Below are 21,785 nucleotides of genomic sequence, written 5' to 3' on the forward strand. Positions count from 1 at the left end.
TTCGCGAGACGAATATTTGACAAATATTCGTGTGACGCATAAATTACATTTATTCGTCTCACAGATAATCCGTATGCTCCACCTCATCGCCACACCGGATCAGATGGGCCAATTGCTCGCCGCCAGCCGGCGGCACGCCGGCCTCACCCAAGCCGAGGCCGCCGCGCGGCTCGGCATCAGCCAGAGCCGCATTTCGGCGCTGGAAACCGATGCCGGCGCGCTGACGCTCGCCCAATTGCTGGCGCTTTGCGGCATCTACGGCCTGCAATTGCAGTTGCACGACAAGAGCCAGCCGGTGCCCGAGCAGGCGCCGATCGTCGAGTGGTGACCATGGCCCGGCAAACGCACTCACGGGCGCTGTCAGTGTGGGCCAACGGCGAGCGCGTCGGCGTCTGGCGCCTGCCTGCACGCGGCCCCATGGAGTTCGCCTACGATCCCGCGTGGGCCGCGTCGCCCGCCGGCCGGCCGTTGTCGCTGTCGCTGCCGTTCACGCCGGGCAACATGGCGCAAAAAGGGCATCGGGTGCTCAATTACTTCGACAATCTGCTGCCCGACAGCGACGCGATCAGAAAACGCATCGCCCAACGCTACCAGACCGAAACGCTCGATGCGTTCGACCTGCTGCAGGCCATCGGCCGCGACTGCGTGGGCGCCGTCCAGTTGCTCGCCGAAGACGGTGTGCCGAGCGGCGTCGAGCGGATCGAGGGCACGCCGCTCACCGACGACGAAATCGAGGCCATGCTGGCGCGCACGGTCAGCAATCCCGCGCCCGGCGCGCCCGACGACACCGACGACTTCCGCATCTCGCTCGCCGGCGCGCAGGAAAAAACCGCGCTGCTATGGCACGACGGCACATGGCAGCGCCCGCACGGCGCCACCCCCACCACGCATATTTTCAAACTGCCGCTCGGCCTCGTCGGCAACAAGCTCGCCGACCTCAGCACCTCGGTGGAAAACGAGTGGCTGTGTCTGCGGATTCTGCGCGCCTACGGCCTGCCGGTCGCGAACGCGGAAATCATGACGTTCGGCAGGCAGCGGGTCTTGAGCGTCGAGCGGTTCGACCGGCAACTGCATTCGAGCGGGCAATGGCTGCTGCGCCTGCCGCAGGAAGACTTCTGCCAGGTGTACGGGGTGCCGTCGCATCGCAAATACGAAAACGAAGGCGGCCCAGGCGTGCTCGATCTCGCGCGGATTCTGCAGCAATCGGTGCAAGCGCGGCAGGACATCGAAACCTTGCTGGCGAGCCAGATTCTGTTCTGGATGCTCGCGGCACCCGACGGCCACGCGAAAAACTTCAGCATCCGCCTGCTCGCGGGCGGCCAGTTCCGCATGACGCCGCTTTACGACGTGATGTCGATCTGGCCGGTGGAAGGCAACGGCCCGAACCAGTGGTCATGGTTCAAGGCGAGACTCGCGATGGGGATGTGGTCGCGCAGCAAACACGACGCGTTTCGCGACGTGCAGCGGCGCCACTTCAACACGATGGCGCTCAGATGCTCTCACGGCGCGGACGCCGAGCCGCTGATCCAGCGGCTGATCGCGCAGACGCCTGGGGTAATCGCCCGGGTGTCGGCGGAATTGCCCGAGCGCTTTCCCGGCAAGGTCGCCGAGCGGATTTTCAAGGGACTAAAAAACTCCGCGGCGAAACTGGAAAAAATGCCCGCGGCGTAAGGGGCAACGGGGTCGACGACCGCTCTATTTGGCGCCTCGAACCGGCGCTCAACCTGCCGCCACGGCGCGCAACGCCCCCGTGCATCCCGCGCGCCGACACCGCCTCCCACGCATTCTCTACGATACGGCACTGTTTCCTCGGTAAAATACATTTATGCCGAATAGATACAAATTGCCCGAATGCCGGTTTATCCCTCGCACGGACGACCTCGACGGCGGTCTCACAACATACCAATCGCGATAAACTTTTCGGTACATTTGCGATCCCCCGCATAGCCGGTCAATGCGCACCGAATGTGCAGGGTCGCACTGCGCCTGTCGTATCGCACTCCCCAGTACTCTTTAAGACGGCGGATTCTCACGCAGTATGACCAACGAAACACACTCACCTGACTCCATCGCAGTCGCCGAGCGCGTGCGCGAGTTGATGAGCCGGCATGGAATCGGCAAGCGCCAGCAGACCACGGAGCTTTGCCGCATCCTCGATCTGAGTTTTTCCCAGGGGCACCGCAAGCTGCGCGGCAACAGTCCGTGGACCCTGTCGCAGATCAAGAAGGTCGCCGAAGTGTTCGGCGAACCCGCCGCGCAGTTGTTCGGCGCGCAATCGCTCGATCCGGGCATGGTCGGCGCGATCGCCCAGGAAGCCGTGTTCTGCATCGGCGCGATCGAGCTGGCGTGCACCGCGTGGGTCGGCGCCGCGCTCGAACCGGGCAGCCGCCCGGAATTCGTCGCGTATTCGAAGCTCGGCCAATGGCGCGTCGCGCGCCACGACGGCACGCTCTACCAAAGCGCGTACGAAGTCCACAAGATCGAGATCTATCCGCGCCGCGCCGAGACCGACAAGCCGACCATCGCCGTGGTCGACGACGATCAGGCCAGCGCCGACAATCTGCGCGACTATCTCGAGCGCAGCGGGTTCGCAGCGGTGGCGATCTACGGGCTCACGGCCTTCGCCGAACAATTGCAAACCCAGGTGTTCGACGGCGTCGTGATCGACTGGCTGTTCGGCGCGCAAACCTCGGCGGCCGCGATCCGCGCGGTGCGCGCGTCGGAAAATCCGGACGCGCCGGTCTTCGTGCTGACGGGCGAATTGCTGACCGGCAAAGCCAGTGAATCGGAGATCAGCCAGGTTATCCGCGATTACGACGTCGCGTGCTACGAAAAACCCGCGCGTATGGCGATCCTCGTCGCCGATCTGTCCAAGCGGCTGAACCGGCCGTAACGGCGGCACTGGCGGGCGAAAACCGTGCCGTCCGGCGGCTGAAGGCGTACGCTCAGGTTGATGCCCGCTTTCACTCCCGCCTCCCGCCTATCATCACGCGCTTCGTACGCTATCTGCCACACCGCGCCCGTCATGCGGCATGCCGCGCAGCCAACGCCCGCTGCAATGCGCGGCGCAAATCCTCGTAGTGCACCGGCTTTGACAGCGCCTCGAAGAACGGCTGCGCGCCGCGCCCGTCCGCTGCCTCCGGCTCCGGCGCATACGCGCTGACCACGATCACCGGCGTCCCCGACGACGGCCCGCCGCGTCGCGCGAAATCCGCGAGAAAGGTGTATCCGTCGCGCTCCGGCATGTGCAGGTCGAGCAGCACCACGTCGCAGCGGCGCGTATCGAGCCAGGCGAGCGCGTCATCTGCATTGGGCAGGGCATGCGCGTCGAAATTCATGTGCACGATCATTTCGCTGAGCGACTCGCGGATCAGCCGGTTGTCATCGACGATCAGCACGCACGGCCGCGCGCCGCCCGGCGCGGCCTGCACGGCCACGCCGGCCGGCGCGGCAGCCGCGACCGGGGTGATCGGAATCGTCACGGTGAATCGCGTGCCCTCGCCGACCGTGCTCGCCACGTCGACCGTGCCGCCGAACAGTTTCACCAGCCCCTGCACGATGGTCAGCCCCATCCCCGCGCCTTCGAAGCGGCGCGTGCGCGACGCGTCCAGTTGCGTGAACTCCTGGAAGATCAGCGGAATCTGCGCCTGAGGCACGCCCGGCCCGGTATCGCTGACGACGAAGATCAGCACCGCCGGCTCCTGCCGCAACTGCACGCGCACCGTGCCGGTCTCGGTGTAGCGGATCGCGTTGGTGACGAGGTTGTTGACGATCTGGCGAATCCGGTGCGGGTCGGAATCGACCAGACCGCCCACCCCGCTCGCCTCGCTCTCGAGCTTCAGACCGCGCGCGGCGGCCGCCATCGCGTGTTCGTCGACGATCGACGCCAGCAACTCGCGCGGCTCGAAATGCTCGTAACGCAACTCGAGCTTGCCGGCGCCGAGGCGCGCGTAGTCGGTCAGGTCCTTCATCTGTGCTTCCAGATGCCGCGCCGCGGTTTCGAGCCGCTGGATCACCTTGCGGTCGGCTTCGGAGTGATAGTTAAAGCCCAGCAATTCGATCGACGACACGATCGCATGCAACGGCGTGCGCAGCTCGTGGCTGATCATGCCGAGAAACGCGTCCTTCGCGAGACTCGCCTCACGCGCCGCGCGGCTCGCCTGGTGTTCGGCGGCGAGTGCGGCATGCTGCTGCAGCATCAGCCGGGTGCGGCGCCGCCCGTTGAGCACCAGCAACAGCGTCGCCGCCGCCGACAGCAACAGCAGCAGCAGGCCGCCCGCGAACAGCATGCGTCGCTTGTCGATGAAGTCGCGGTTCAGCGCCTCGCGATCGGCGACGTCGGCGAACCGGCGGCTCAGCGCGAGATCGTTGACCTGGTTCCAGTGCTCGCGCAACTGCGCGACGATGCCATTGGCACGCATGCGGTCCTGCGGCAACGCTTCGACCGCGGGCTGAATGTCGGCGAGCAGACGATCGAGTGACTGGATTTCGTCGAGCTGCCGATGCAGCAACGCAACTTGCGAGGTCAGCCGGCCCGTCGAGCCGGCCATCACGTGCAGCTTCGATTGCAGCAACTGGAAACGCAGCATCAGCCGCTCATAGTCGTCGTCGACGCCCGACTGGTAGAGCAGCAACTGGTTTTCGAAGCGCGCATACGCGATCTGCAACTGCGCGGCGTCCCAGTAGAAGCCGTCGTAGGTGCCGGTCAACTGCTCGGTGGCGCGCGGATTCAGCAGATTCGCGTACAGCAGATAGCCGATCGCGCCGACCGGCGCAGCGAGCGCGGTCAGCCAGATCAGCACGTAGAGAACACGGCGCCACGAACGGCGCACTATTTGACGATGAGGGCCTTGATCTGCCATACGAATTTCGAATCGCCCAACGCGCCCGTGAGTTCAGTGGGGTATGCGTCGCGCGGGTAGATAAGGAACAGCGGCCCGAAGTCGCTGATCTTCAGACGCTGGCCGTTCATGCTGTACGCGACGACCACGCCATAGCGATCGGCATCCGACACCGGCAGGGTGTAGGTGTAGTCATCGAACGTATGGAACTCGACCTGGGTGCCATACGCGCCGACGGTCTTCAGAATATCCGCGAGCAGCGGTCCTGTGAAGGTGGAGCGCGGCGTCCACGTGGTCGCGGTCGTGATCGAATGGACCGGCAGTGCGAGCAGCTGGGCCTCGGTGAAGTGATAGGTGTGGTGTGACGCATCGGTCATCACGCCGATCTTGCCCTGTACGTCGAGCGCGAGCGGCGCCCCCGTCTGGGCCTGCGCCCCCCATGCGGCCAGCGCGAAGATCAGGCCTGTCGCCCAGCGTGCGCGCCGGGGCGCGCTCCTTTTTTTATGCAGCATTGCAATCACGGTTGGTCACCTGCGCTCTTATCCGTTGTCTTTTGTTTGCGGGCGGCGCGGCGCCATGCCGACGCGATCCTTTCCCGCCCCTGCCCATTCATCCGGCCCAGCCTCGCTCTGGCGACATCCTGGCCGACGATGCGTCGTCACCCCTGACGCGCGATCTTTGAACCGCATGCATAATATCGCCAAAATTCTTTGTCTCACAGACGGGAACGCGCCACTGCGGCGAGCCGCGCGTGCCCCGCAGACACTCGCCCTACGCGCCGCGACGCCACGAGAGTTATGAACAAGCCGGTTTTGCCTCTGACGTACGAACAACTCGATCACTGGATCGAATCGCTGCAACCTGCGCTGCTCGCGGAGCGCTTCACGATGGCGATCGGCATTTTGCGCGGCGGCGCGCCGCTCGCGCTGATGGTGTCGCATGCGGTCGGCACACCGGTGGCGTTCCTGCGCTACGACCGCCAGTCGCGCGTGGTCGCGTGGGATTCGACGCTGCCGATCCCGCCCGCGGGTGCGAAAGTGCTGCTGTGCGAAGACATCGCGGGACGGGGCTTCACGCTCACCGATTGCATCGCATTCCTGCGCGAGCAAGGGCTCGACGTCAGAACGCTGACCGGCGCGGTGGACGACCTGAGCCGCACGCAGCCCGACTACGCGATCGATGCGCGCGGCTACTTCGCGTTGTTCCCGTGGGAGCGCCAGGCTTACACCGAGCGTTATCGCGAGGACTGGGAGCGCGTCGAAGCCGGCGCCGCACCCGCGATGGCCGACGATCACGAATACACGACCTACGCGATCGACCTCGACGGCATTCTGCTGCCCGACGTGCCGCTCGCCCGCTATGACGAAGATCTCGCCGCCGCGCTCGCCGAGCGCGACGCACTGCTGCCGTTCGAGGTGCTGCCCGGCATCGATCTGCAACGGGTTCGCACGATCATCACCGGCCGTCCCGAGATGGATCGCGTGCGCACCGAGGCGTGGCTCGCGCGGCACGGCTTCGGTCATCTGCCACTGGTGATGCGCAGCCCTGGCGCGCACGACGAAAGTCCCGCCGGCGCCGCCGCTCACAAGGCCGGCGCGGCGTTGCGCGGCGGCGTCACGCATTTCGTCGAGAGCGATCCGGTGCAGGCGCTGCTGATCGCCCAGCAAGCACCGCTGTTGCGCGTGATCTGGTGGGATGCGCTCTCGCGCACCGGCATGCTGGTCGGTGCGCGTGCCTGGAGTTGACTGAAAACGGTCGCGCGGCGCACGAAGCACGCCGCCCACCTGCTAACCCTCCCGAGCCTCCCGGCTATCCTTCCCATCGCGCAGCCGCAGGTGACGCGCGGCACGCTGCGACGCGACGACGATCAGCTTCATCGTCGCGCGCGTGGCGCCGACGAATAGCTTGCGCGCGATACGCTCGTCGAACGTTTCGAAGTCGACCTCGGTGAAAATCACGCACGGTGCCGCCTGCCCCTTGAAGCGATAGATCGACTCGAACAGCACGTCGCCTTCGCGATACTGCGGGTTGCCGAACAGGTCGTACTTGCCGGTGAAACTGCGCAGCCGATGCGGGCCGAGATGATCCAGCCCGGTCATCGCCGAGCCTTCGCGGCCGCGGAACGACAGCACCACGATATCCTGCTTGCGAAATCCCAGCGACAACGCCTGCGTGATCGCGCGCTTGGTGGCCTCGATGCCGGCCTCCGCGTGCGTGTCGTCGTAGACGGAGAGTGAAATATCGGAGCCGTCGAACGGACTGCCCGACGCCAACTCCGCGGCGACCGGCACCGACGCGCCGACCACGTCGCGCACATAGTCGAGGATGTCGCGCGGGCTGCGATAGTTGGTGGTTTCCTTCAGCGTGGTCCATCCGGGCAACGCGACCGGCTCGCGCATGTACAGATTCTGCAGCGGGTCTTCGAGCCACCACCACGCGGCGCCGGGACGCAACATCCGCTCGAGCGCGGCGACCCAGGGCTGCTGAAAGTCCTGCCCTTCGTCGACGATCAGCACGTCGAATTGCCAGCGCGGCTCGATCGGGGTATCGGCGAACATCGTCTCCAGTTGCCCGAATACCTGAGCGGACTGGAAATCCGGTTCGCGGCCCGCGTCGCGCGCGATCCAGTCGCACAACTGGTGATAGTTCGCGACCTTCGCCTCGGGTGGTGCAACCCGCTCGATGTGGTCCGCCAGCGGCCGGTTGAAGCACACGTATAAAGGCCGCTGGCCGCGCGCCACGGCGTCCTTCATCACCTGCACCGCGAGTTGTGTCTTGCCGGAGCCGGCCGTGCCGATCACGCGCAGCCGGAACGGCGAGAATTCGAGCCGCCGCGCCCACGTCGCGAGTCCGCCCGCGAGGCGCGTGACGAGCGTGCCTGCCTGGCCGACCAGCGCGCTCGCGTCGGGCGTGAGCGCGAGTTCGTCGGCGAGAAAATGATGGATTTTCGATGCGCACGCAAGGCGCGGCTCGTCGGCCGGCAACGCTTCGCGGATGACGGCCGCGAGCCGGTCCTTACGCGTCGCGTCGACGATGCGCGCCGGATTCACGCCGGCAATCGCCGCATCCTTGACGATGTGGTCGGGACAGTACAGCAGTTCCTCGATGAAGTAGGTGCCCGCGCCGAACGCCGCGGTGAAGCGCCGATGCAAACCCTCGATGGTATGCGCGAGCGCGATCGCCACATTGCGCTCGGTTTGCAGATAGACCTTGACGAGCCCCTTCGGCGTTTCGCGCAGGAAACCGGTCTTCTGTTCGACGATCATCACACGCCCGGCCGGGCTCACGATCACGAAGTCGGCCTCGCCGAACACCGAGAAGTTCTGGTTCAGACGCGTCCAGTGGACGCCGTGATAGACCGTGTAGTCGGCGGGCAGCGCCTCCTCCAGCAACGCGAGCGTTTCACGTTCGCGGGCCGCCGCGCCGGTGGCGGCGAGGCTCTTCCAGTCGTCGGGGACAATGCGGGCCATGCGGTGCCTCGTCGTAGTCGGGTGCGGTCATTGTACGCAACGGGCAACGCGCTGGCGGCTTCGTCAGCGGCCTTATGCGGCGCGCAATCCGCACGCATCGTGTATCGTTGCGGATTGAACGCCGCGCACCACGCGCGGCTTGCCAACTGTAAGAAAAAGGATTGACCGGATGATTACGATCTGGGGACGGGCCAATTCGGTCAACGTCCAAAAAGTCTTGTGGTGTTGCGACGAACTGGTGCTGCCGTACGAACGCATCGACGCCGGCCTGGCGTTCGGCCGCAACAACGAGCCCGACTATCTCGCGATGAATCCCACCGGCAAAGTGCCGACCCTGGTCGACGACGACTTCGTGCTGTGGGAATCCAACTCCATCCTGCGCTACCTCGTGCTGCAATACGGCGAGGCGAGCCTGCTCTATCCGTCCGAGCCGAAACAGCGCGCGAGTATCGACCGCTGGCTCGACTGGTCGCTGTCCACCTTGCAGCCCGCCGAGCGCCCGGTCTTCTGGACCCTCGTGCGCACACCGGTGGCACAACGGGATACCGCCAGACTCGCCGCCGATATCGACGCGGTCAGCCTGCTGTGGCGCATGCTGGACACACATCTGCAAGGGCGGTTTTTTCTCGAAGGCGAGAAGTTCACGCTGGCCGACATCGTGATCGGCGCCTACGCGAAACGCTGGTTCGGGCTGGACGGCGTGGAGCGCGCGCCGTTGCCGAATCTGGAGCGCTGGTATTCGCGCATTGCGACTCGGTCGGGTTTCAAGAAGTACGTCGACTTTCCGCTGACTTGAGCCGGTGGGCGGGCGCTTGTTCCGCTTATCCCGCTCCTCGCGCCAATCACGCCTGCCACGCCGTACCGCACAAACCGGCCGCGTCTGCGTTCCGCCGTTTGTGCCAGCGTGCCAGCGCGGGCGTCAACGTCTTGCTCCACCACGGCAATACCACCGTGGCGGCGAGACGCGCCGCATCGGCCCACGGCGAGCCCCGCGGACCTTTATAATCGACGCATGAAGACCGCCAAGCCCGCCGCAACCGCCGACCAGGCCGCCCCTGCCCACTCCGCTCATGCTCATGAGCCGGCGCACGCGCACGCCGATTCGCAGGAAGCCGCGCTGACGCTCGCGGATGAATATTGCCGCGAACGGGGCGAAAAACTCACGCCGATTCGTCGCAAGGTGCTCGAACTGCTGCTGAACTCGGGACGCGCCACCAAAGCCTATTCGCTGCTCGACGAGATGCGCCAGATCCATCCTGGCTCGGCGCCACCCACGGTGTATCGCGCGCTGGATTTTCTGCTGTCGGCGGGGCTCGTGCATCGGATCGAGTCGATCAATGCGTTCACCGTCTGCCACGATCTGACGCAGTGCCAGCACGGCATCCTCGTGGTCTGCCAGCAATGCGGCAGCGTCACCGAGTTGCATCAGCCGAAGCTGCGCCAGGCGCTGGTCGCGCAGATCCAGGACGCGGGTTATCGGCTCGCCAGCGATGAAATCGAATTGAAGGGATTGTGCGCCGCCTGTCAGGCAGCCGAAGCGTCGAGCGCGAGCACCTCGATGCCCGTCGCCGCCGCGAAATAACGGCGTGCCCGGCGGCCTGCTTGACGGGCCGCGCGATGCGCTGCTTCATCGCGGGATCACTTTGGCTCCCGCGCGTCAGCTTCGCAAACGTCGCATACGAACTCGCGACCTGCCTGCTGCGCAACACACAGGTTGCAAAGCAACCGCAGAACTGGACCACCCGGCAGATCAACCCGCCGCGCGGGCGTCGATCGCGTCGTGCAGCAGCATCACCAGTTCCTCCGGCAATGCGGGCTTGGTCATGAAATGCTGAAAGCCTTCGCCGATACTGCGCAAGCGGTACGCGTCTTCGGTGTGACCAGTGAGCGCCACCGCGACCGACGGCGAGTGATCACCGCGAATTTCGTGGTCGCGCAGCCGTTGGATCAGATAGAAGCCATCCATGGCCGGCAGATCGAGATCGCAGACGACAGCGTCGGGTAACAACCGCAGCGCCGCTTCGACACCTTCCTCCGCATCCGCCACGGCGCAGACTTTGGCGCCTTCCGCTTCGAGTAACAAGGTCAGCGATTCCCGGCTATCCGGGTCGTCTTCTACGAGCACGATCGTTGCCTGATCGAGTCTCAATGCTCCGTTCATTTTCTGTTGCTGCTCTAAAAAACCAGTTAGGCCGTCAGACGTGGCCAATGTTTCGTTCTGTTGCTTGCCGCCGGTTTGCGCGGCTGCGAAATTGCTGTTCATGGTTCCGACTCGATTTCATGCAACGAGTTGCAGACAGGGCCAAGATTGTAGGTCATGGCCCTGGCGCAACCCGCGCACAGTAACGCGCCAAAACTGCACGCCGATGAAAAAACGGCTTTCGGCCTTCGCTCGGACAGACCGACGCCGACACCCGATTCGCCACGGCGGCGCGTGCAAACCCCATTCGCACGGCCCTTCCCGCCAGGCGTCTTTTCTGAATTCTTTTTGCCGCGCCGGCGAGGCGGTTCAACTCGCACGGCGTTCACATCCATCTGCCTGGTAGCACGTGGCGTGCCGCGTCCGCGTCGACCGTGCATGGCGATGCTTGCTTGACGCTGTTATCACGCTTACGCGATGTGCGAGCGAGCCGGCCGTGTGGTGAGCGGCGGCGCTATCATCGTGTGCGCGAAGGCCGCGTTAGCGCCGTCGCCCTCACCGTTGCCGCGCCATGCGGCATGCGTTTGCCGACTACCGCTCCTTGACCTGAGGCCACCCGACACCATGTCCGATCTCGACTCCGCGACGCTCGACGCGCTCCGCCATGTCAGCACCGCCACACTGACCACGCAGTTGTTCAAGCGCGGCTTGCGCAATACGTTCATGCAAGGTGTCGCGCCACTCGCTTCGCACAGCGGCGCGAATCTGGTCGGGCCGGCGTTCACGCTGCGCAACATTCCGTCGCGCGAGGACATCGACGTGCTCGAACTGTTCGCAGACCCCGAGTACGCGCAGCGCAAATGCGTCGAAACGATTCCGGCCGGTCACGTGCTCGTGCAGGACTGCCGCGGCGAGCGCGGCAGCGCGTCGTTCGGTTCGATCCTTTCGCTGCGTTTGCAGGTGCGCGGCGTGGCGGGCATGGTGTCCGACGGGCCGGTCCGCGACAGCACGACAATCGCCGCGCTCGGCATGCCGGTGTTCTGCGCGGGCGCGAGCGCGCCGCCGAATCTGATTCGCCATCATGCGGTGGATATCAATGTGCCGATCGGCTGCGGCGGCGTCGCCGTGTTTCCCGGCGATGTGATCGTCGGCGATGCGGACGGCGTGGTGGTAATTCCACGCAAGATGGCCGCGGAGGTCGCGCAAGCCGCCGCCGGACAGGAGCAGCTCGAAACGTTTCTCACGGAGCGGATTCGCGAAGGCGCGGCGTTGCCGGGCACTTATCCGCCAAACGAAACGACGATGGCGGCCTTTGCGGAATGGAAAAAGGAACGTGGTGTCTGATGCCGCGAGTCGCGTGGGCCGGTTGCAGCACGTTGCAGCACGTTGCGGCACGTTGCGGCACGTTGCGGCTTAGGGTCGCCGCAGCGCTGTCTGAGCGGCGAACGAGTGTACCGCTCTGCGCGCATTTCAACACGCAGCGGGGCGTCAGTCCGCTTTCTTCGGACCTATCCCCTGAAGCAGCAACGCGACCGCATGCCGCGCGATCTCTTCGCCGCCGATATTGCGCCGCAAAGGATCGTTGCGCCACAGCTTCAACGTGGCTAGCGGCAGAAGCGTCAACCCCATCAGCGAGACGAACACCAGCGCGGGTTCCAGCCCCGCGTTGAGACGCCCTTCTTTCTGCCAGCGCGCGATGGCCGCCAGCGACGCCTTCTGATGCGCGTTGCCGAAGCGCTCATGAATGCGCTGGCGCAGCAGGCCGCCATCGCTGATCACTTCGCGCACCCACAGCGACGGAAACCACGGATGCTCGCTCGCCACCAGCACGAGCCGCTGCGTGAGCTGCGTGATCGCGGCGACGGGATCGTCGAGATTCTCCTGGAACGGCATGCCGAGCTCCGCGCGCAACGGCCCGAAGCGCTCCTCGACCAGTAAGTCGAGCAACTGTTCGCGCGTCTTGAAGTAGTAATGCATCATCGCCGGCGTGAATCCTGCCTCGCGCGCGATCTCGCCGAGCGTAGTGTCGACGATGCCCTGCCGCGCGAACAGCGTGAGCGCGGCGTCGAGCAGGCGGCTGCGCTGCTCCGCTCCGCGTGCGGCGCCCGTCGGCCTCCCAGGGCGGCGGGCGGGCGCGGCGGTTGCGGCGGTTGCGGCGGTTGCGGCACGTGTCGAGTCTTCCGGCGCGGCTTTCACTGCGCGCTTCGGCACCTTGCCCGCCTTGACGGCGGCCGTACCACGCGACGATTTTTTCACCGCCGGGTCATCTGCTGGAATCCTTGCCATTGCATTCAATTTGACGAGTGACGCGATGTCGCATATATTAATCTCTGAATTAATTAATTTCAATGCCCTGGTGCCATGGAACAATCGACCACGACTCAACTCGCCGAGCGTATGAAGCCTGACGCGCAGCCCGGCTTGCACCCGGACGTGCGGGCAGACTCGCCAGCCGCCGCGCACCCGCCTATCCGTCTGCTGTTTCCTGCGCTGCTGCTGGTCATGCTGCTCGCCGCGCTCGATCAGACAATCGTCTCGACCGCGCTGCCGACCATCGTCGGCGAACTCGGCGGGCTCAACAACCTGTCCTGGGTGGTGACCGCCTACCTGCTCAGCTCGACTATCGTCGTGCCGCTGTACGGCAAGTTCGGCGACCTGTTCGGCCGCAAGATCGTGTTGCAGACGGCGATCATCGTGTTCCTGGTCGGCTCTGCCCTGTGCGGCCTCGCGCAGAACATGACCCAGCTGATCGTGCTGCGCGCGCTGCAAGGGCTCGGCGGCGGCGGCCTGCTGGTGGTGACGATGGCAGCGATCGCCGATGTGATTCCGCCGGCCGAGCGCGGCCGCTATCAGGGCGTGTTCGGCGGCGTGTTCGGTCTTGCGACCGTGATCGGGCCGCTGCTCGGCGGCTTTCTCGTCGAGCACCTCACGTGGCGCTGGATTTTCTACATCAACCTGCCACTCGGCATCATGTCGCTCGTCGTGATCGGCGCGGTGTTCAAGCCGCACGTTCGTCACGTGAAGCACACCATCGACTACATGGGCGCCGCGTTTCTGGCCGGCGCGCTCACCTGCATCATCCTGTTTACAAGCCAGGGCGGCACGATCCTGCCGTGGTCGTCGCCGCAACTGTGGTTCACGCTGGGCATGGGGCTCGTGGCGATCTGGGGTTTCATCCATGAAGAACGCAGCGCGGTCGAACCGATCATGCCGCTCGAACTCTTCAAGCAGCGCACGTTTTTGCTGAGCAGCCTGATCGGCTTCATCATCGGCGTGTCGCTGTTCGGCTCGGTGACGTTCATCCCGCTCTATTTGCAAGTGGTGAAGGGCTCGACGCCGACGGCGGCGGGCATGCAGATGCTACCGATGATGGGCGGCCTGTTCGTGATGTCGATGGTGACGGGCCGCGTGATCAGCAAGATCGGCAAGTACCGCCTGTTCCCGATCATGGGCACCGCGCTCGTGGCGATCGCGATGGTGCTGCTCTCGCGTTTGCAGATCGACACGCCCATTCATGTGATGTATCTCTACATGGGCGTTCTCGGTTGCGGTCTCGGCATGGTGATGCAGGTGCTGATTCTCGCCGTACAGAACGCCGTGGAGTTCAAACACGTAGGCGTGGCCACTTCCGGTGCGACGCTGTTCCGTTCGATCGGCGGTTCGATCGGCGTGGCCGGCTTCGGTGCGGTGTTCTCGAACGGACTCGCCGCCCGACTCGAAAAGCTGATTCCGCCCGACACGGAACTGCCGCATGCGTTGGGACCCGCTGCGATCCACCAGTTGCCGGACGCGTTGCGCAACGACTATCTGCATGCGTTCGCCGGTGCGCTGCATACGGTGTATCTCGCGGCCGCCTGCGTGGTGGTGCTGGCTTTCGCACTCGCGTGGTTGCTGAAGGATCATCCTCTGCGCAAGCATTGATTGCCATCGGAGAGTTGTCTTTCGGCGCTTGATGCAAGCGCTTAAATGACGGGATCGGGACGAGGTCGAACGCTACACGCGTCGACCTCGTTTTCATTTTCGCCGTCACGCTGCTGCGTTGCGCAAGCGCCGCAATTCATGCGCGCCGAGCACTCGTCCTGAACCACTGGAAAAAATCCAACGTTCGCTCGTTCTTCCGGCATCCTCACTGTTTCGTCGTACCTGGCAATGTGCGGTAGCGCACACAAGATAGGTGCCAACGGCGATTGACGTTATGAGCGAAACACCACATATTGGAAGCATCGGCAACGCAAGCGCAGCTTGCGTTTTCAGACTCTCCGGCGCATGTGGATCGTGATTCCGCGGACAAGGCTCCAGCCTCAACACGATCCGGAGCATGCCGTAATGGCATTGTTTTCCACAGGCGGGTCCACGGCATGTCCACCCAGACAGCACTCGGCCACAGTTTCCCAACACCCTGCAAACGGTGCGGCGGTGCACTGTACCGGCAAGTGGACACTTGTCCATATTGCGGCGCGGCACATCCGCTCGAAGAGAGCTCGTACAGGCGCACGCCGTTCGCGGAGAGCCGGACCGGCGCGAGCGATCAGGCCCGCCACAAATTCAGTAACGTGCAAGCTTCGTCGGGGGCGACCGCGACGGTTCACGCTGTGCGTCCCGACGAAGCCGCTCCTTCCGCGGTCACACCTCGCACCGCGCCAGCGCCGACGCACGTGCCGCTCCCACCGTACGACGACACGAACTATCCGCCGCGTGAAGGATTAACGTTTCGCCACGCGCTGATTGCAATTGCCGTGCTTGTCGTCATCGGCCTGGCGTTTGTCGCTTTTGCGCTATTTAGCGCCGGTAGTGATTCGGAAGACACGATCGGCGATCAGACTAGCTCCACTCGTCAGGACGCCAGAACGACTACCGGTACGATCGCGCCATTCGCACCGGCTCAATCGAATCCTCCGGCCGTTGCGACCAGGCCTTCTGCACCGGTCAACGTGGTGAAGATAATGCCACCCGCTCCCGCCATGCCTGTCGCGCCAACGGTCGTAGCGCCAACGGTCGCACCGCCACCCGCCGTCGCACCACAGGTCGTCGCACCACAGGTCGTCGCGCCACCCGCTGCCGCGACGCCTGTCAGACCCGCACCGCAGTTCCGCGATGTCTCGCAAGCCCTGCAAGCGGCGCGGCTCGCGTTCCGCGCCAACGACCTGTCCGCCGCGCAAGCCGCACTCGGCGCCGCGCTGGCGATGCAACCGGGCAACAGTGCCGCGCAGGACCTGGCGTCCGAATTACGGCCCTTGACCGCGCGCCGCGACGCCGCATTGCAGGCCGCGCAAACATGCATCGCGCAGCAGTCGTGGCCCTGCGCGCGCGCGCATGCCAACGAGGCGCTCACGATCGACACCGGCAACGAAGCAGCCAGGGGCATCCTCGCGCGCGTGATTCGCGAGACCGGCTGGGCGCCGCTCAACCCGCGCGCTGCGGCAGCCGCGCCGGCGCAAGGCAAACCGCTCGCACCGCCACAGGCCGCCGCGGCAACGCAACAGGCCCAACTGCAAACGCCGTTGCCGCAAGGCTTACCGGCAACCGGCGAGTTGTCGGCGGCAGCGCCGCGCGCCGGCACGGCAGGCACTGCCGGAGGAACGGCAAATGGCGTCGATGCTCGCGAGCGCGCCATCAAGGACTCCGGTTGGAGCCGGGCACCGCCGAACGGCGGAAAATCTTCAACCAGCACGCCAACCGGCCAGTGAAATTTGTTTGGATACCGAATCACATAGCAGATATCCGCTCAAAGCGCCCACATTAATCCATGCGCTTTGAGCGGCAACAGACGGACGCGGCCATCGAAGCGCGTCGAGCATGACATGGCAACCGGCTCTCTTGCGCTTCACGCGCACTGACTCGCGAGGCTGTACAACCTGACCGATAGGTGAATAGACCATGCTGAAGAGACTTCTCGCGGGATGGCTGGGGCTGGCGCTAATCCTCGTATGCTCGCTAGCCGGCGCGGAACCGGCGCACTACAAAATCGTCACCGGCCCCGAGCGCGGCACCTATATCCAGATCGGCCAGGATCTGTCGAAATGGGTGGCTCAACCGGTCGGCATCGACCTGGACGTGGTGGCGTCGAAGGGCTCCGCGGAGAACGTGCAGCGCATGCGCTTCGAACCCGGCGTCAAACTCGCGCTGGTGCAATCCGACGTGTACCAGGCCTACATCGACATGGCAAACGCGGGCAATTCCGACGCGGGCACGACGATCCGCCCGCTGCGGCTCATCATGCCACTCTACGACGAGGAAATTAACGTCGTGGTACGCGCGGATTCGCCGCTGAAAACCCTCGCGGACATTAAGGACAAGACCATTAGCGTCGGCCTGCTGGGCAGCGGTACTGCTCAAACGGCCACGACGCTCTACCACCTGATGTTCGGCCAGCCGATTCCCCCACAGAACGTCCAGCACCTGAGCAACGAGGACGCGCTCGCCGCGCTGATCGTGAAGAAGGTGGACGTCGCGATCATCGTGGTCGGGCAGCCGGCGAAGCTGTTCAACGACATGAACCCCGAGCTGCTGCAACAGATCCGCCTCTTGCGGGTCGATCCCGCCGCGCCCGAAACCGCGCGCGCCAAACAGACCTACTTCCCCACCACGATCCGCACGGCCAGCTACCCGACCTGGTTGAAGGAGGATGTCCCCGCGCTGACCGTCAAGGCCTTTCTCGTCACCTACGATTACGGCCTGCGCGATACCGTCGGCAATCTGAACCGCTTCGCCGACTCGCTGTGCGCGAACTTCGACACCCTGCAGGAGCACGGCCATCCCAAATGGAAGCAGGTGAAACTCGAATTGCCGCCCCTCGTGCGCGGCTGGAAATATTACGGGCCGGTCGAAAAGCATCTGCGCGCGTGCCTGACGAACCGGAGCGCCGCGATGAACGCGACCGCCACGCAAGCGGCGCAGAAACCACGCTCGACCTGCACGGACCAGGAGCGCCTGCTTCTGTTGTGCAAATAGCTTCGCCTGAAAGGCGAATAGCTTCGCGGGACGCGCGCGTTCAGGCGCGCTCCCGCGCCCTTCCTCCTGCCACGGCCGATGCCTCCATCGCCCGTTGCAACGCCTCGTACACCTTTGGCCGATTGCATTGCGACACGTTAAAGCGCAGAAAGCCCGCCGCCGATTGCGACGCGCTGAACACGTTGCCCGGCGCGAACACGACGTTGTCGGCGAGCGCACGACGCGCGACGTCGGCGGCGTCGAGCGAATCCGGCAAACGGGCCCACACGAAGAGGCCGCCGCGCGGCCGGGTCCAGATATCGAGGCCCGCATAGCCGAGCCGCCTGACGGTGTCGCCCATTGCGTCGGCGAGCTTCGCGCGCATCGACTCCAGATGCCGCCGGTAGGTGCCGTCCACCAGCATCCGATGCACGACGCTCGCCGCGAGCTGACCGTTGCCGAACGTCGTCGCCAGCTTCAGGTCGATCAGCGGCTCGATCCATTCGGCGCGCGCGGCGACGTAGCCGCAGCGCACCGCCGCGGACAGGGTCTTCGAAAAGCTGCCGATCGACACCACCCGCGCGAGCCCGTCGAACGCGGCGAGACGCGGCGCGGGTTCGTCCTCGAGGTCGGCGAAGATATCGTCCTCGACGATCAGCAGATCGTGCTCACCCGCGAGCTTCAGCAGCCGATGCGCGATAGCCGGCGCGAGCGTCGCGCCCGTGGGGTTGTGAATCGCGGAGTTGGTCACATAGAGCCGCGGACGATGCTCGATCAGCGCCCGTTCGAACGCCGCCAGATCGGGCCCGCAAGGCGTGTACGGCACGCTCACGATGCGCGCGCGATGGGCGCGCAGCAAGGCCTGAAAATTGAAATAGCACGGATCGTCGATCAGCACGGTGTCGCCCGGTTCGAGCAGGAAGCGGCACACCAGATCGAGCGCGTGCGTACCGCCGTCGGTCAGCACGATCTGCTCGGGCGGCGCATCCACGCCGTGCTGCGAGAGCCGCCATGCCAGCTGCTGGCGCAGCGCGGGCAGACCGGCCGGGCACGCGTAGTCGGCGAGCACGGACTGCGGATCGCGCGCCACCGCGCGCAGCGCGCGGCGCACGCCGTCTTCCGGCAGCCACGCGGCCGGCACCCAGCCGCAGCCGGGTTTCAGCACCTTCGAGCCCGCCTCCAGCGACTGCCGCGTGAGCCACAGCGGATCGACCTCGCGATCCAGACGCGGCCCGAGATCGGCGAGCGCGAGCGGCGGCGCATGGCCTGACACGAAAAATCCGGAGCCGCGCCGCGCGACGATCACGCCTTCCGCGACCAGCCTGTCGTATGCTTCCACGACGGTCGACTTCGATACCCCGAGTGTTTCGGTCATCGCGCGGATCGACGGCACGCGCGCACCCGGCATCAGCGAGCGGCTTGCGATGCGCTCGCGCAAACTGTCCATCACCGTGCCGACACGCGTGCCCGATGCAGTCCGGTTGTTCTCGCTTTCTACCATCTGTACTGCTCCACGTTCGGTACAGTTTGTACGAATTGTACTGATCTGTAGCTTACCCTTTTCGGCTAAAACCGGGATGCTATGCGTTCTATTTCATGGGCATATGGACTCTTCCGATGGACAAGACGACGAACGGCTGGCTCAGCGGACTTGCAGGCGTCCTGATTTTCAGCGGCTCGCTGCCGGCCACGCGGCTTGCCGTGCAAGGCCTCGACCCGGTGTTTCTGACCGTCGCCCGCGCGACGATTGCCGGCGCGCTCGGCCTGTTGCTGCTGCTGGTGTTTCGTGAGACGCGCCCCGCCCGCCGCGATCTGATTCCGCTCGTCGTGGTCGCGCTCGGCGTGGTGGTTGGCTTTCCGTTGTTGACGGCGCTTGCGTTGCGCCACGTCAGTTCCGCGCATGCGGTCGTGTTCGTCGGCCTGCTGCCGCTTGCCACCGCGATTTTCGCCGTGCTGCGCGGCGGCGAGCGTCCGCAACCGGCGTTCTGGCTGTTCTCGGCGCTCGGCAGCGGCGCGGTGGTCGCGTTCGCGATGCGCCACGGCATCGACGCATCGCCCATCGGCGATGCGCTCATGCTGGGCGCCATCGTCGTATGCGGCCTGGGCTATGCCGAAGGCGCGCGTCTGTCGCGGCATCTCGGCGGCTGGCAGGTGATTTCGTGGGCCCTGGTGCTGTCGCTGCCGCTGATGCTGCCGCTCGCCTGGTGGACCCGGCCCGCTTCGTTCGAGGGCGTCAGCCACGCCGCGTTCTGGGGACTCGCGTACGTGTCGCTCTTCAGCATGCTGATCGGCTTCGTGTTCTGGTATCGCGGGCTCGCGCTCGGCGGCATCGCGGCCGTCGGGCAGTTGCAGTTGCTGCAACCGTTCTTCGGGCTGCTGCTTGCCGGACTGCTGCTGCACGAACAGGTGCCGCCCGCGATGATTCTGGTCACGGTCGTGGTGGTGGCGTGCGTCGCGGGCGCGCGGCGTTTCTCGCGGGCCGCGCCGGTGCGGCCGGCGGTTTGAGCCGCGGGTTGGACAGGGTCGGGGTCATGATCATGGCCCTCCTCCTTTCCGGATCGAAGGAAGCGAACCGCCGGTTGAATATGTCATCATCCCGATGATCGATCCACCACCGCGCCGCGACTCACGATGCCGACCGCTTTCGCTCAAACCGTCGAAGCCCGCTTTGCCGAACTCACGCCAACTTCCAAACGCGTCGCCAGCTACATGCTGGCGAACCTCGAGCGGCTCGGCCTCGAAACCGCCGATCAGATCGCCCAGCAAGCCGGCACGAGCGGCATTTCGGTCGGCCGCTTCCTGCGCAGCGTCGGCTACCAGAACCTCGACGACCTGAAGCGCGAATTGCGCGGCGCGCAGGAGCGCCCGTGGCTCATCACCGACCGGCTCGACGCGTTCCGCCGCAGCGGCAGCCCAGGCAGCCCAAGCAGCAGCCCAAGCGGGCAAGGCGAAGCAACCGGCGAGGCCGCGCCCGACGCCGCCACTGCCACAGCTCATCATGCCGTGCTCGCCCATTCGCTCGAACTCGAGATCGGCGCGATCCAGCATGTCTACCAGCTCGCGCAAACCCCTGTGTTCGCTCGCGTCGCGGAGCGCATTTCGACCGCCGACGCGGTGTACATCCTCGGCATTCAATCCACGCGCGGTATCAGCAACGCGTTCTACAGCTACCTCGAATACATTCGGCCGCGCGTCTTCTATTCCGATGGGATGTCCGGTTCATACGTCGATTCGCTGAACTCGGAATTCGAGTCGCCGTATCTGATCGTCACCGACACCCGCGCTTATTCGACGGTCGCGCGCCGCTATTGCGAAGCCGCCACCCGCCGCGGCCTGCCGTTCGCGCTCGTCACCGATATTTACTGTCCGTGGGCGCGCGATTTCGACGGCGATCTGCTGCAGGTGAAGACCGATGTCGGCCAGTTCTGGGACTCGCTCGCGCCGCTCACCTGCCTGTTCAATCTGCTGATTTCGGCGATCGTCGAGCGGCTCGGCGCGGGAATCGACGAACGTGTGGCCCGCAATCGGCAACTGCAAAGCGAATTCGATCAGTTCGATCTGTGAGGCGCGCGTTGCCTCGACCGGCAACAATAAGAGCGGATTCGCCGCACGTTTGCTGCAATCGCCCACCACGTATCGCGCCGATTTTTGACCCGCTTCAAATCGGCGCGCGCGGCGAGCATAGTAAGCGTTTCGGCGGATTTACCGGCTACGACAGGAACACGTATGAGCACGACCCGCACAGCCCCCTCATCATCACCGTCAGCGGACGCATCGACGGATACACGAAGCGCCCCGTCCATCCGCGACGCCACCGAAGCCGATCTCCCCGCGATTCAGGCGATCTACGCACATCACGTTCTGACCGGCGTCGCGTCGTTCGAAGAAACCCCGCCTTCCGTCGACGACCTGTGCACCCGGCTCGCATCGGTGCGCGCTCATGGGCTGCCGTACATGGTCGCCGAGATCGACGGCGAGGTCGCGGGCTATTGCTATGCGACGCCATACCGGCCGCGCGCCGCGTATCGCAACACCATCGAAGATTCGATCTACGTGAGCGACGCCTATCGCGGACGCGGCCTCGGACGCGTGTTGCTGCAGGCGCTGATCGAACGCTGCGAAAGCGGACCGTGGCGCCAGATGGTCGCCGTGATCGCGGATAACGGCAGCGGCGGTTCGCTGTCGCTGCACACGCAGTTGGGCTTCGAACTGACCGGCACGTTGAAGGCCGTGGGCTTCAAGCACGGCCGCTGGATCGACACGACGCTGATGCAACGCACGCTGGGACGCGGCGACTCCACGATGCCGGATGATGCAACGAAAGAAACCGCCGGCGCACCAACCAGCCGACGCGCCTGAAGCGCCGCGCTGGTGGCGCGCAAGGCCGCCGCGTTAAAATCGCCG

Annotated in this window: 19 protein-coding genes; 13 read left to right on the top strand and 6 right to left on the bottom strand. The window is 65.2% G+C overall.

Annotated features, from left to right (window positions below; all coding sequences use genetic code 11):
- Nucleotides 1-73: 73 nt before the first annotated feature.
- From ACZ9H4_RS26750 to ACZ9H4_RS26760, 3 genes are all read left to right on the top strand, one after another.
- On the top strand, nucleotides 74-328 hold the full coding sequence (locus ACZ9H4_RS26750) for a helix-turn-helix domain-containing protein (protein ID WP_408157198.1): 255 nt from the start codon (nucleotides 74-76) through the stop codon (nucleotides 326-328).
- Between the two features lie 2 nt (nucleotides 329-330).
- Nucleotides 331-1,671, top strand: coding sequence for a type II toxin-antitoxin system HipA family toxin (locus ACZ9H4_RS26755; RefSeq protein ID WP_408148472.1), 1,341 nt, complete (start codon nucleotides 331-333; stop codon nucleotides 1,669-1,671).
- 367 nt (nucleotides 1,672-2,038) lie between these two features.
- Nucleotides 2,039-2,893 (top strand): helix-turn-helix domain-containing protein, encoded by an 855-nt coding sequence (locus ACZ9H4_RS26760; RefSeq protein WP_408148474.1) that lies wholly within the window; start codon nucleotides 2,039-2,041, stop codon nucleotides 2,891-2,893.
- A 130-nt stretch (nucleotides 2,894-3,023) separates the two neighbouring features.
- Here ACZ9H4_RS26760 and ACZ9H4_RS26765 read toward each other — a convergent pair whose 3' ends face one another.
- Nucleotides 3,024-4,862: a hybrid sensor histidine kinase/response regulator gene (locus ACZ9H4_RS26765; RefSeq protein WP_476121681.1), complete on the bottom strand. Its 1,839-nt coding sequence runs from the start codon at nucleotides 4,860-4,862 to the stop codon at nucleotides 3,024-3,026.
- Complete coding sequence (locus ACZ9H4_RS26770; protein ID WP_476121683.1) at nucleotides 4,832-5,353, bottom strand: putative pterin-binding protein; 522 nt, start codon at nucleotides 5,351-5,353, stop codon at nucleotides 4,832-4,834. The genes ACZ9H4_RS26765 and ACZ9H4_RS26770 overlap by 31 nt, the downstream gene beginning before the upstream one ends.
- A gap of 285 nt (nucleotides 5,354-5,638) precedes the next feature.
- Here ACZ9H4_RS26770 and ACZ9H4_RS26775 point away from each other — a divergent pair, with 285 nt between their 5' ends.
- On the top strand, nucleotides 5,639-6,586 hold the full coding sequence (locus ACZ9H4_RS26775; RefSeq protein ID WP_476121685.1) for a phosphoribosyltransferase: 948 nt from the start codon (nucleotides 5,639-5,641) through the stop codon (nucleotides 6,584-6,586).
- A 42-nt stretch (nucleotides 6,587-6,628) separates the two neighbouring features.
- Here the strand turns inward: ACZ9H4_RS26775 and ACZ9H4_RS26780 are convergent, their stop codons facing one another.
- The gene (locus ACZ9H4_RS26780; protein WP_476121687.1) at nucleotides 6,629-8,311 is read right to left on the bottom strand and encodes an ATP-binding domain-containing protein; all 1,683 of its coding nucleotides are present in this window, start codon (nucleotides 8,309-8,311) and stop codon (nucleotides 6,629-6,631) included.
- Between the two features lie 169 nt (nucleotides 8,312-8,480).
- Between ACZ9H4_RS26780 and ACZ9H4_RS26785 the strand changes: the two genes are divergently transcribed.
- Together ACZ9H4_RS26785 and ACZ9H4_RS26790 are read left to right on the top strand one after the other, a co-directional pair.
- Nucleotides 8,481-9,107, top strand: coding sequence for a glutathione S-transferase family protein (locus ACZ9H4_RS26785; protein WP_408146789.1), 627 nt, complete (start codon nucleotides 8,481-8,483; stop codon nucleotides 9,105-9,107).
- 216 nt (nucleotides 9,108-9,323) lie between these two features.
- A complete protein-coding gene (locus ACZ9H4_RS26790; protein ID WP_476121689.1) occupies nucleotides 9,324-9,893 on the top strand; it encodes a Fur family transcriptional regulator in 570 nt (189 codons plus the stop codon).
- 168 nt (nucleotides 9,894-10,061) lie between these two features.
- On the opposite strand, the gene ACZ9H4_RS26795 is transcribed toward ACZ9H4_RS26790, so the two are convergent.
- Nucleotides 10,062-10,574 (bottom strand): response regulator, encoded by a 513-nt coding sequence (locus tag ACZ9H4_RS26795; RefSeq protein ID WP_408146785.1) that lies wholly within the window; start codon nucleotides 10,572-10,574, stop codon nucleotides 10,062-10,064.
- A gap of 501 nt (nucleotides 10,575-11,075) precedes the next feature.
- Between ACZ9H4_RS26795 and ACZ9H4_RS26800 the strand changes: the two genes are divergently transcribed.
- Nucleotides 11,076-11,795: a ribonuclease activity regulator RraA gene (locus tag ACZ9H4_RS26800; protein ID WP_408146783.1), complete on the top strand. Its 720-nt coding sequence runs from the start codon at nucleotides 11,076-11,078 to the stop codon at nucleotides 11,793-11,795.
- A 144-nt stretch (nucleotides 11,796-11,939) separates the two neighbouring features.
- On the opposite strand, the gene ACZ9H4_RS26805 is transcribed toward ACZ9H4_RS26800, so the two are convergent.
- Nucleotides 11,940-12,737, bottom strand: coding sequence for a TetR/AcrR family transcriptional regulator (locus ACZ9H4_RS26805; protein WP_476121692.1), 798 nt, complete (start codon nucleotides 12,735-12,737; stop codon nucleotides 11,940-11,942).
- A gap of 75 nt (nucleotides 12,738-12,812) precedes the next feature.
- Here ACZ9H4_RS26805 and ACZ9H4_RS26810 point away from each other — a divergent pair, with 75 nt between their 5' ends.
- The 3 genes from ACZ9H4_RS26810 to ACZ9H4_RS26820 all read left to right on the top strand — a co-directional run bounded on the left by ACZ9H4_RS26810 (nucleotide 12,813) and on the right by ACZ9H4_RS26820 (nucleotide 17,402).
- Complete coding sequence (locus tag ACZ9H4_RS26810; RefSeq protein ID WP_408325802.1) at nucleotides 12,813-14,372, top strand: MDR family MFS transporter; 1,560 nt, start codon at nucleotides 12,813-12,815, stop codon at nucleotides 14,370-14,372.
- 1,022 nt (nucleotides 14,373-15,394) lie between these two features.
- Entirely contained in the window at nucleotides 15,395-16,138 is a 744-nt protein-coding gene (locus ACZ9H4_RS26815) for a hypothetical protein (RefSeq protein WP_408155039.1), read from the top strand.
- A gap of 190 nt (nucleotides 16,139-16,328) precedes the next feature.
- The gene (locus tag ACZ9H4_RS26820; RefSeq protein ID WP_408146774.1) at nucleotides 16,329-17,402 is read left to right on the top strand and encodes a TAXI family TRAP transporter solute-binding subunit; all 1,074 of its coding nucleotides are present in this window, start codon (nucleotides 16,329-16,331) and stop codon (nucleotides 17,400-17,402) included.
- A gap of 40 nt (nucleotides 17,403-17,442) precedes the next feature.
- Here the strand turns inward: ACZ9H4_RS26820 and ACZ9H4_RS26825 are convergent, their stop codons facing one another.
- Nucleotides 17,443-18,882 carry an aminotransferase-like domain-containing protein gene (locus tag ACZ9H4_RS26825; RefSeq protein WP_476121695.1) on the bottom strand — a complete coding sequence of 480 codons (1,440 nt, stop codon included), beginning with the start codon at nucleotides 18,880-18,882 and terminating at the stop codon, nucleotides 17,443-17,445.
- A gap of 116 nt (nucleotides 18,883-18,998) precedes the next feature.
- Between ACZ9H4_RS26825 and ACZ9H4_RS26830 the strand changes: the two genes are divergently transcribed.
- The 3 genes from ACZ9H4_RS26830 (at nucleotide 18,999) to ACZ9H4_RS26840 (ending at nucleotide 21,740) form a co-directional block, all read left to right on the top strand.
- Nucleotides 18,999-19,886, top strand: coding sequence for a DMT family transporter (locus ACZ9H4_RS26830; protein ID WP_408155035.1), 888 nt, complete (start codon nucleotides 18,999-19,001; stop codon nucleotides 19,884-19,886).
- A gap of 126 nt (nucleotides 19,887-20,012) precedes the next feature.
- Entirely contained in the window at nucleotides 20,013-20,945 is a 933-nt protein-coding gene (gene sapR, locus ACZ9H4_RS26835) for a sap1 transcriptional regulator SapR (RefSeq protein ID WP_408146768.1), read from the top strand.
- 162 nt (nucleotides 20,946-21,107) lie between these two features.
- Nucleotides 21,108-21,740, top strand: a complete 633-nt coding sequence (locus ACZ9H4_RS26840) for a GNAT family N-acetyltransferase (protein ID WP_408155031.1) — start codon at nucleotides 21,108-21,110, stop codon at nucleotides 21,738-21,740.
- Nucleotides 21,741-21,785: the final 45 nt, after the last annotated feature.

This window comes from Paraburkholderia sp. TE9906 (genome assembly GCF_056279605.1).